Below are 11393 nucleotides of genomic sequence, written 5' to 3' on the forward strand. Positions count from 1 at the left end.
GCGCATCTCCTATTCTATCGTTTTCTTATCATTTGGCAGTAACCATGAAGTTAGTCCAATTAATGGTAAACAACTACATAATAGCATAATAAATTGAAGGCTATACATATCAGCTAATTTTCCAAGGACTACAGCACCTAATGCTCCAAGGCCAAACGCAAGGCCGACAATTAATCCCGATACCATTCCCACTTTCCCCGGGACAAGCTCTTGTGCGTATACAACGATTACACTAAAACTACTTGAACTAATAAAACCGATACATAAAAATAACGGTACAACCCACACGAGCGAAACGTGAGGTAGTAAAAGTGCAAGCGGCGCTGAACCGAGCATTGAAAATACAATTATCTTTTTCTTACCGAATTTATCTGCTAACGGACCACCAAAGAAAGTACCTAATACACCAGCAATCATAAAAGCAAAGACGAAATACTGTGCGTTTTTTATAGATAAGCCGTAATGCTCTATTAAATAGAATTGATAGAAATTCCCGATACCAGCACCGTACCAAGAACGTACAAATGTTAGAAAAACAAGAAGTATAATAACAAATTTAATATGCGTACTTACAATCGCATTTTCAGCCTCAAGTGCAGCCCTCTTTTTCCTTCTTACAGCACCAGTGGCTAATTCACTTTTATACCAATTTGATACGAAAATTAGTAATACAATTCCTACTGCTGCAAAGGCTGTAAAACCTAAAGAACCAATTTGACCAAGCGGGACGAAAATTAATGCTGTAAAAATAGGGGCTAGAGAATTCCCTGTGTTTCCTCCCACTTGATAAATCGCTTGTGCTAAACCACGTTTGGCACCTGCCGCCATATAAGCAACGCGGGCACCTTCAGGATGAAAGACCGCGGAACCTAATCCAATAAATAAAACAGAAATAATAACAATAATAAAGTTCGGAGCAAACGCGAGCCCAATCATCCCAAGCATGCTCGAAAACATACCGAGCGGTAATAAAAATGGTGACGGCTTCTTATCCGAATACATACCAAAAACCGGCTGCATAATCGATGACGTCATATTTAACGCGAACGCAATCCACCCTACTTGCATATAAGATAAATTCATCGTTTTTTCCAAAATAGGAAACAACGCTGGTACAACCGCTTGCATCGAATCATTCAAAAAATGTCCGAAACTAATCGCAAATAATATTCGATATATCGTCGGTGTTTCCACTGTACTTTTTTGTGAAACTGCCTGCATATATGAATCTCCCCTTTCTGTACAAAATATATATTTATTACAGTAGGTGTAATAAATTCTGATTTTTGAAACATTTCTATTCTATACTGGTTTCGTTTCTTTTTCCAGAAATTCAACTTCTAAAAAAATATATTTTTTCTATATGCTTTGTCGGATTTATTTATATGAACTCTCTGTATTTTCTTTTATACTGGGACAGGACGAAGGAAAGGGGGCCAACTATGAAGAAAAAGGCGATCCTAAAAAAAATATTAGGATCGCCTTTTCTATTAAATAGCAAAGCGCTTATACTTCTCGTAATCACTCGTCTTACATTCTAGTTCCATTTTCGTACCTTCGTTTTCATAACTCGTAGATAAAACGTGTGCATGATTGTTGAAATAAGAAACTACCTGTCCTTGATCATATGGAATTAACATTTCACACTTCGTATACTCTTTATAAATGTGTGAGCGAACCATTTCTACAAGCTCTTCAATTCCAACATGTTTCTTCGCAGATAGATAAACACGATCTTCTTGCACTTTCGGAATTTCAACATCTACTATATCTGATTTGTTGTATGCATAAATCGTCGGGATATTTTCCACGCCAATTTTCTTTAACGTTTCATTTGTAATATCAATTAATTGCTCATAATTAGGATTTGAGTAATCTACGACGTGAATGAGTAAATCTGCTTCCGCCACTTCCTCCAGCGTTGAACGGAATGCTTTCACAAGATGATGCGGTAATTTACTTACAAATCCAACAGTATCCGTTAATAAAAATGATTTATTATCCGGCAAATCAATATTTCGTACAGATGTCTCTAATGTCGCAAATAACATATCTTTTTCAAATACTTGTTTTTCTACAGTACCATTAAAAATTTCAAGCATTGTATTCATTATTGTTGATTTACCTGCATTCGTATATCCTACTAATGACACAACTGGAATTTCATTTTTCTTACGTTGTTTACGCTGCGTTTGACGCTGTGCAACAAGTGCCTCTAATTCTTTATTTAGAGCTGCAATTTGTTCTTCAATTTTACGACGGTCTAATTCCAACTTCTTCTCACCGACACCTTTATTTTTCGTGCCAACTCCCCCGCTCTGTCTTCCTAACGATTCACGAAGACCGATTAAACGAGGCATCATGTACTGAAGATGGGCCACTTCTACTTGCAACTGTGCTTCTTTCGTTTTCGCACGCTGCGCAAAAATATCTAAAATTAAAATGGTACGATCAATTACTTTACAATCTAAATCCTCTTCTAAGTTTCGAATTTGAGAAGGAGATAATTCATCATTAAAGATAACCATATTCGCATCGGCTTCTTTCACATACGCTGCTACCTCTTCAATCTTCCCTTTTCCAATATAATGCGACGGATTTACTCGTTGTAAATTTTGCGTCACTTGACCGATTACTTCCACATCACAAGCTTCCGTAAGATTCGCTAACTCTTCCATCGAATACGCAAAATCAGCTTCATTACCTAAATTTACTCCAACTAATATTGCTCTTTGTAATAATTCTTCCATATATTTATTCCTCCATTTCGATTACGCAAAATAAAAAACACAGGTCACTGCCTGTGTTTTCGTAAACGGATAAGGGTTCACCAAAGAAACAGGAGAAAACTATACTTTCATCCTATCTCATATTAAGTCCCAAGATCATATACGTATCCACAACAAGCATTTACCTATACAATCCCATTCTATTTATAAAGGCAAAACAAAAAGAGGGCGTATTCGTCCCTCCCTCTTTTTCACATATAAGCTTAATAAAGGGTTCCTTTAAAATAGGCAGACCAATCCCGTTCACTCTGCACACAGACAGAGCCTTTGAGCGCTATTCAATTATTGGCACAAAGTATTGAGACGTAATCTGATTAAGATCAAAGGAAGCCCCTCCGTTCATTTTAAGTTACATAAAGTGTAGCATAAGTAATTCGCTTTCACAAGATTAAACCACCTATAGAAACAGAAAGAAAATCTTTGTATTTTTACTTTAATCGTCATTTTTTGCGAGTTCTTCTTACAATAAAAATCACAACAGCTACTATCAGTAACAGACCTATAGAAAGAGTAACAACTTGCCACCAACTGAAAGCGTCCACCATCTCACCTTTTAAATTCACTTTCTTCGTTGGAATAGATTCTTTTGCAATATGATTTAAAGCATTTCTCTTCAGCTCTGCTTCATCTAATCTCTGTGTTCCACTACAAATAGATGTCTCTAACTTTTCCTCTCCTCTATAAGAAGAAAAGACTAAATATTCTCCTCCCTCTGCAAAACGAAATGTACAGCTACCAAAACTTGTATATATAATAATTTGCGAAGAAGTTGTCCCTTTCCAAATTTTCTTCACTTCAAATAATGTTTTCATTTCCCCTTCTTTCTCTTGAACTTCTAATACCTTACCTTCAAACACTACATCATTTTTTTGTAACCGCTCTTCTGGTGATGCTTTAGTACAATCACAAGCATAAGACTTCTCTGATAAAATAAAATAAGTAAAGCTACAAATTAAAACAAGAGACAATACATATACGATTCTTTTCAAGAATCTCAAACCCCTTCACATTATCAATTTTAGAAGCTTTCCGTATATTATTTTTACGTCATTCGCCAAATTCCTCCATAGTGAATTAAACATTATCGTTTCAATACAATAAAAGTCTTTATTGACATTTTTATAACCTGATATTAGTATCAGGTTATAAAAATAAGTTAGGAGATGTTCCTATGAATTCTAAATCTCGTATTACTGCAATCGGTACTTATGTTCCAAAGCAAATATTGTCTAATAACGATTTAGAAAAGATGGTCCATACGAATGATGAATGGATTGTGCAAAGAACGGGAATGAAGGAAAGAAGAATCGCTAGTGAAGAAGAATACTCCTCTCACTTAGCCATTAAAGCAATTGAGAATTTATGTAAAACATATAAGAAAAACTTAGAAGATGTCGACTGTATCATTGTCGCTACAACTACTGCTGACTTTGTTTTCCCTAGTGTTGCTTGCCAAATACAACAATACTTCAACATACCTCATACACTAGCTTTTGATTTAAATGCTACTTGCGCTGGCTTCACTTATGGATTACATGTCGGTAACAGCTTAATTACTACTGGTGCCCATCAAAAAGTACTAGTCGTAGCGGCTGAAACACTATCTAAAGTTACTGATTACACCGATAGAACGACCTGTATTTTGTTTGGTGATGGTGCTGGAGCTATTTTATTAGAAAAAGACGAAAACAAACCAAGCTTTGTCGCTACTCACATGGGAACAAACGGTGATGGCGGCATTCATCTGTACAGAACAAATTTATCCACTACTATGAATGGCACACCACTGCAAACAAATGAAAAAATCGTTCAAAATGGAAGAGAAGTGTATAAATGGGCAACACGCACAGTGCCAGCCGGTATAAAAAAACTATTACATGCCGCAAATATGCAAGTACATAATATTGACTGGTTCATACCACATAGTGCTAACTTACGAATGATTGAATCTATTTGTGAGAAATCCGAAATATCTATTCAAAAAACATTAACGAGTGTGGAATATATGGGGAATACATCTTCCGTCTCCATTTCACTCGCTTTAGATCTAGCTAGAAAAGAAGGAAAATTAAATAATGGAGATACACTTTTACTGTACGGATTTGGTGGGGGCCTTACACATTTAGGGCTTATTGTGGAGTGGAATTTAGATTGAATATATGAAAAGAGGTTCTAGTTACTTCCTAGTACCTCTTTTCACTTCACGAAATTAAACTACTTTTTTTCCGCTATATATATGATGGCTAATAATCTTTACAATCAAAAAATATTGTTCAATGTATCAATCAAACATGCAATATGATATATCCCCTTCAAAATAAATTAATTAATGTTATATTTTTCTCAAAAATGATATATTTATATGGCACTAATATTATTTATTTATCTTTATAAAAGGAGAGATCGAAGTTTATGAGTTCTGAAAAAAAATCCACTGGCATAAAAGCAATTGTAGGTGGTTTTATCGTAGGTGGCGCCGCCCTATTTGGTTTTTTAAATGATGGTATAAGTGTTCTCGAGAAAGCTTTCCCTAAGAGTTCTCCCGCAGAATCTTCGCAGCAACAAAAAGAAATTACAACAAACATAAAAGAGTTTTCTAACTCCGAAATCGATAGCTTTATAAAAGACTATAATCTCGCAAGTGTAAATGCCCTAAATAACAAAAAGTTTTCTGAGGTTAAAGATTATTTAGATCCTACAGGAGATATGTATAAGAAACAGCAGGGTGAGATTGAAGAAAACGTCATAAAACAAACTATACAAAAAAATACAAAGACAGAACTAGAAAAAGTGAAAAAAGTAAATTCTACTACATATAAAGTTTCTACGTACGAAGAATACTTGATATACAAAAAAAATAATGAGGAAACAATCGATCAACATTACCATGAATATACACTCATTGTTGATAAAAACAACAAACTTAAAGTAAGTGAACATACCATGCCTAAATCTAAGTAGTTTTCCGCAACTCAAAGAGGCGTACCATTCTTTTCATACAAATTTATATCATGCTTTCGTTCTCAATTGAAAACAAACGAAAAAAGAACTTATGAAAAACTCCTAGGCAGTCCTAGATTTCTAGAACTGCCTTTTATATACCTAATTCCCATCTTTTAGTTTGTTAAAAATCACTATATTCAAAGCAAACTCACCTCAAGCCTTATATTCTCTGTTTTGCACTTCCCTGAGACCATATCACTACTGGAATGAGTATGAAAGCTAACACTCCTCCCGCTAATGATAATGCGGCATAACTGGAATTAGCTACTACCATTCCTGACATCGCTCCACCTGAAGCTCCGGCTAACGCAATAAAAACATCTATTTTCCCTTGTGTTTTAGCACGTGTAGAAGGAGTTGTGGAATCAACGATTTGTGCTGTTCCACTTATTAAACCGAGGTTCCATCCTAATCCAAGTAAAGAAAGAGCAACAATTAATAATAGTAAAGAATTACTTGGTGCTATCGCAGCTATTACACCCGCTGCAAGTAAAATCACCCCACCAGCTATACTCATCGTAGTTCGGCCAATTTTATCAATTAACATTCCCGTAATGAGAGATGGAAGATACATTGCACCTACATGAAAACCGATTACAAGGCCTACTGCACTTAAACCATGACCGTGGTGTCCCATATGAACTGGCGTCATCGTCATAATCGCAACCATCACTATTTGAGTAAGTATCATAACAATTGCTCCAACAGTAACACCACGCTTATTTTCTATCATTTCTTCTGTTACTGGTCGCCCTTTATATGTATGTTCTTGTTTATATGTTTCTATTATGTTAGCAATAATTAACGGATCTGGACGAAGCATAACAAATAGGACAAGACCCGCTAGTATAAATGCAGCTGCCGATAATATGAACGGACCAGCAAGTTCAGGAATTCCAATTGAATGAGCAAACCTTCCCATTACACCTACTAAATTTGGACCTGCAACTGCACCAAAAGTCGTCATTACCATCGTAATACTAATAGCAGTTGCTCGTTGTTTCTTATCTGCTAAATCGGTACCAGCATAACGAGCTTGTAAATTCGTCGCTGTACCTGCACCATATATGAGTAAAGAGACTAGTAATAGAATAATATTATTTGTTAAAGCAGCTAATACAACTCCAATAGCCCCTAGTCCCCCTACTATAAACCCTGTTGCAAGTCCTATTCGGCGACCATATTTTTGCGATAACTTCCCAACAAAGAAAGCCGCTACAGCGGATCCCATTGTAAACATAGCAGCCGGTAATCCTGCATATGCATCTGTCCCAAGCATTTGCTGCGCAAGAAGTGCACCTACTGTAATTCCAGCAGCTAATCCCGCTCCGCCAAACATTTGTGAAATACTTACGATTACTAAGGTTCGTTTATATAATTTTTGTTGCTCTTCTTCTGTGTACATATGGTTATTTACTGAAGTTTCCGCCTTACCTAGCATTTTCTCACCCTCCTTTTGAAATTAATTCCTCTTGTTAATGTACTATAATTATTGTTTCATATTCAATGACAATTGTATTCGTTACTTGAACGACACTCTCATTGATCCATCTAATATAAGTACATTCTAACTAAAAAAGCTGTCCCATAGTTTAGTTTCACCTACTTACGGGACAGCTCCTCCTCATGTTTCATACCTACCTCTAATAATGACAAAATCTCTCTATGCTATTTAACCCCTACATCTTGCACAGATTTAATTTCCTTTTTCTTACCTTCTTTTATTTCATAGTAATAAGAAGGTAATTCTATATTATGTTCTAAGAAATAATCCTCAATTAATGAAATAATCACTTTCAATGTTTTCAAACGAGCGTATAATTTATCATTACTCGCAATAATATTCCATTTAGCATTCGGTTTATCTGTGTTTTCAAACATGTCTTCCGTTGCTTCAACATACTCATCCCATTTTTCTCGATTACGCCAGTCTTCATCTGTAATTTTCCATCTTTTAAGAGGGTTGTTCTCTCGCTCTTTAAATCGTTTCAACTGTTCGTCTTTACTAATGTGATAGAAAAACTTTCCTATTATGTAATGATCATCTGTTAATAACTTCTCAAAATCATTAATTTCACCATACGCTCTCGTCCACTCTTCGTTTGTAGCAAAACCTTCAACACGTTCAACTAATACACGCCCATACCAAGAACGGTCGAATATAGTAATTTGCCCATATTGAGGAAGCTTCCGCCAAAAACGTTGCAAATAATGATACCGTTTTTCATGTGGAGCAGGTGCGCCAATTGGATTTACTTGAAATCCACGCGGATCAAGATGTTCCGTCACTCGCTTAATTGCTCCGCCTTTACCTGCTGCATCCCAGCCTTCCATAACGAGCATAACAGCGATTTTTTCTTCTTTTAAAATTTGCTGTAGTGCTAATAAGCGCATTTGATATTTTTCGAGTTTCTTATTGTACTTAGATTTTGATTCAATTCTTTTCGTTACATCTACTTTAGCAAGATGCTCTTTTTCCATCAAACGAATCCCCCTTGTTATATGACAATGTTATTTTAACATATTCATTGGTAATTTTTTCATATTTTTATTCTTTTGATTCATACGTGGGAATCTTCATCTTCAGTTTAATAAATTGATACAAAGGCGATATATACATACCAACAAACATATGTAATTGAACGCTAGACACAAAAAATGCTGTGTAGAAAAATCTCTACACAGCTTCCTTATCTAATTCCCCTTAATATATCACTTTAATAGCATTTATCTTTTGACACATCCACTTATACTACAAACTAATTACCGGTGGAATACCTGCTTCCGGTAAAAAATAAGCAAACACTGTAAAGCCGATAATTAATATTGCAAATAACGACGTTTCAACTCCAACCGATATTGTTAGAAAAATAGCATTCGAACCTTTTCTTACAGAACGAACAATCGAATATATCCCAAAGAAAAGACTTAATATTGCTACACTTATATACACAACTACTGCATACCAAGGATTAACTTCCAATAAAACACCCGAAATAAATATATACAAAAATAATAATTGTAGAAAAATACTACTCCCCGTACTTACTAGTACTTTCAATATAATGTTCTCCCTTACAATTCACTCTGACTGGATTTGATGTGTATCAACATATGGATCGCGTATATACCAACTATTAAGCAGACGTGCCAAGTATAACCGTAGCGAATACTATAATGATTCCTAAGCCGAGACTCATACCTCTACCCCCTTACATTATATGGTATATTTTCTCGAACAGAGCGAATAATAACAAATAACTTTGTTAAAGAATGGGGGTTTTTCAAAATGAAACGAAAAATAATATCTCTTTTCGTCCTTATATGTTTAGCACTACCAATGCAAGCTAGCGCATACACATTTCAATCACTACCAATTGCGTCAAAGTCTAAACAGTGGTATATCGAAATTGACAAATCTCATAACTCAAACAAGCAAGCGGCGCAACCAAAACACGGTGTATATGATACGTATAGTTTATTCGTAAAAAACATCGGTAATGATGTCTCGAATGTATCAGTGGAAATACTTGATAACACACCTACATCTAAAGCTACTTTTAATCCTACTACAATAAATAACAACGTTTCAAAAAGTCATACAAGCTTTGACTACATGGTATTCCCATTAGACTTTAATAGCCATAATTTCAAAGTCGTTATTACTTGGGAAGAAAAGAATTTCTCTTACAACGGTCATCCGGTAAATGAGGGTAAAAAAATGAAACAAACATTTGTATTTAATGAAGAGTAAGCCCTAATTGGATTAGGGCTTACTCTTTATTTACAAAACCAGATTGAATTGCTTCTGTCACTTCTTTTGCAATTTCCATTGTCGTTGCTTCCATACAAAGTTTTTTATACCAAATATGTACGGATGATTTTTTATTAGAAAGATGCTTCATTAAAATCAATCGACTATATGCCATTTTACTTTCTATAGGAGTCGCAATATACACCGTAAAATTCTTCGCTTCAAATACCTTTTCTCCCAAAACATATTTACATCCTAACTCACCTACTACTAAATCATTTAGGCTTTCTATTGTCATATACCATATCCCCCTTTTAGCCTACATAATCAATCGAACCGCCGAATACTTGGTACAGACAATGCCATCCCAATTGTTATGAGTACTAAAATAGCTAGCATTATAATTGTTATCTTGCCACCTATTACAGTAGCTAACCAGCCTACAATCACATATCCTAATGGCAATAAAGCAAATGAACCTAACATATCAAGACTTGCCACTCTTCCAAATGCTTCTTCTGGTACAAGCTCTTGTAAACTTGTTTCCCAAATGAGCCCAAATATCATAATACCGAATCCTTCCATTGCCATTAAAGCTATTAAAGCAGGTGCCCAAGAAACGAAAGGCATAATTAATAGTGCTATTCCACTTATTAACACACCACCATATGCAAGTAATCCCCTCTTACGCCACTGCTGCCTCCCACCGAAAATTAGTGCTGCAATTACAGCTCCAGCACCAGAAGAAGCCATACCCAATCCATATACGTAAGCATCAAAATGGTGATGAACATTAAACAACCATGGAATTAACACAACGATAATTCCTGCATAACAAATATTTATGAAAGAAAAGGCTAAAATTGTAATCCACAGCCACGGGTGGCTTTTTAAAACTAAAACACCTTCCATAAACTCTTGTTTGTAATCGATCTTACTCTTTTCAATGGTTTTTACCTTTTTAAACTTTATTTCTCTTAAAAATAATAAACAGAAAAATGATAGCAAATACGTTACTGCATCCAGTCCAAATCCTATTCCGGCAGATGCAACTGAAACGATCAATCCTCCAAGAGCCGGTCCAATTAGTCGTATACCTTGATTACTCATTTGCGTTAATGCATTAGCTGCATTTCGAATTTCCGGTACAAATACTTTCGCTCTTACAGCCGCATACGCCGGCTGGAATATCCCTTCCATAAGCCCATATACTGCTACGAGTACATATAGAAGTGGAATTGTTAAAACGTCCATAAATATCAGTGTTGCAAGTAATAGCATTAATATGCAGCGAATTATATCTGTAAATAACATTAATTTCACCCGATCAATTCGATCCACGACTAATCCAGCAAACGGTAACGCAAGAATATTAGGAAGCATGTACATTGCCATAGTTATTCCCATTACAACTGTTGAACCAGTTAATGAATACACAACGACTGGCAAAATAACCATCGTTATCGAACTACCTAAAGTCGAAAGTAATTGCCCAATCCATAAAAACTTAAAGTGTGGTGACACTTTAAGTGGCAATAACAATTTACCGACATAACTTAAATTTTTCTCTGTTGGTATTTCTCCTTGCATATCTCTCTCCTCTTTTCAAATTAAGTTAATATCTGGTGATAAAAAAAACAGAAAATTCAACCTTTCGTACCTTTAATTATATATGAAACTGTTAAATTATTGGTAAAAATAGAAAAATAGAAACTTATAATGAATCTATAAATATTACACGTTGAATATAAATAAAAAAAGGTGTTCGTATATATATAACAACTTTTAACTTTTAACTTTAATTTAAATTTAACTTTACTTTACTTACTTATTCTACTAACTTTACT

General features: G+C 35.1%; 11 protein-coding genes. 3 read left to right on the forward strand and 8 right to left on the reverse strand.

Going from position 1 to position 11393, the window contains the following annotated elements; genetic code table 11:
- Nucleotides 1-9 precede the first annotated feature (9 nt).
- The 3 genes from CDB3_RS15270 to CDB3_RS15280 all read right to left on the reverse strand — a co-directional run bounded on the left by CDB3_RS15270 (nucleotide 10) and on the right by CDB3_RS15280 (nucleotide 3778).
- Nucleotides 10-1221, reverse strand: coding sequence for an MFS transporter (locus tag CDB3_RS15270; protein ID WP_128855083.1), 1212 nt, complete (start codon nucleotides 1219-1221; stop codon nucleotides 10-12).
- Between the two features lie 269 nt (nucleotides 1222-1490).
- Entirely contained in the window at nucleotides 1491-2750 is a 1260-nt protein-coding gene (gene hflX, locus CDB3_RS15275) for a GTPase HflX (protein WP_071770040.1), read from the reverse strand.
- A 479-nt stretch (nucleotides 2751-3229) separates the two neighbouring features.
- The gene (locus tag CDB3_RS15280) at nucleotides 3230-3778 is read right to left on the reverse strand and encodes a cobalamin biosynthesis protein CbiN (RefSeq protein ID WP_128855084.1); all 549 of its coding nucleotides are present in this window, start codon (nucleotides 3776-3778) and stop codon (nucleotides 3230-3232) included.
- A 182-nt stretch (nucleotides 3779-3960) separates the two neighbouring features.
- On the opposite strand from CDB3_RS15280, the gene CDB3_RS15285 reads away from it, so the two are divergent.
- Nucleotides 3961-4944 (forward strand): ketoacyl-ACP synthase III, encoded by a 984-nt coding sequence (locus tag CDB3_RS15285; RefSeq protein ID WP_128855085.1) that lies wholly within the window; start codon nucleotides 3961-3963, stop codon nucleotides 4942-4944.
- A 257-nt stretch (nucleotides 4945-5201) separates the two neighbouring features.
- A complete protein-coding gene (locus tag CDB3_RS15290; RefSeq protein WP_128855086.1) occupies nucleotides 5202-5750 on the forward strand; it encodes a TcaA NTF2-like domain-containing protein in 549 nt (182 codons plus the stop codon).
- Nucleotides 5751-5952: 202 nt separating this feature from the next.
- On the opposite strand, the gene CDB3_RS15295 is transcribed toward CDB3_RS15290, so the two are convergent.
- The 3 genes from CDB3_RS15295 to CDB3_RS15305 form a co-directional block, all read right to left on the reverse strand.
- On the reverse strand, nucleotides 5953-7233 hold the full coding sequence (locus CDB3_RS15295) for an MFS transporter (RefSeq protein ID WP_128855087.1): 1281 nt from the start codon (nucleotides 7231-7233) through the stop codon (nucleotides 5953-5955).
- A 227-nt stretch (nucleotides 7234-7460) separates the two neighbouring features.
- A complete protein-coding gene (locus CDB3_RS15300; RefSeq protein WP_128855088.1) occupies nucleotides 7461-8273 on the reverse strand; it encodes a polyphosphate kinase 2 family protein in 813 nt (270 codons plus the stop codon).
- A 271-nt stretch (nucleotides 8274-8544) separates the two neighbouring features.
- Nucleotides 8545-8853 carry an alpha/beta hydrolase gene (locus CDB3_RS15305; protein ID WP_128855089.1) on the reverse strand — a complete coding sequence of 103 codons (309 nt, stop codon included), beginning with the start codon at nucleotides 8851-8853 and terminating at the stop codon, nucleotides 8545-8547.
- Nucleotides 8854-9081: 228 nt separating this feature from the next.
- On the opposite strand from CDB3_RS15305, the gene CDB3_RS15310 reads away from it, so the two are divergent.
- Entirely contained in the window at nucleotides 9082-9546 is a 465-nt protein-coding gene (locus tag CDB3_RS15310; RefSeq protein ID WP_128855090.1) for a hypothetical protein, read from the forward strand.
- A gap of 19 nt (nucleotides 9547-9565) precedes the next feature.
- On the opposite strand, the gene CDB3_RS15315 is transcribed toward CDB3_RS15310, so the two are convergent.
- A complete protein-coding gene (locus CDB3_RS15315; protein WP_128855091.1) occupies nucleotides 9566-9844 on the reverse strand; it encodes a hypothetical protein in 279 nt (92 codons plus the stop codon).
- A gap of 29 nt (nucleotides 9845-9873) precedes the next feature.
- The gene (locus CDB3_RS15320; RefSeq protein ID WP_128855092.1) at nucleotides 9874-11136 is read right to left on the reverse strand and encodes an MFS transporter; all 1263 of its coding nucleotides are present in this window, start codon (nucleotides 11134-11136) and stop codon (nucleotides 9874-9876) included.
- Between the last annotated feature and the right edge of the window lie 257 nt (nucleotides 11137-11393).

It is taken from the genome of Bacillus sp. CDB3 (assembly GCF_002081505.1).
In the GTDB taxonomy this organism is placed as follows: Bacteria; Bacillota; Bacilli; order Bacillales; family Bacillaceae_G; genus Bacillus_A; species Bacillus_A cereus_AT.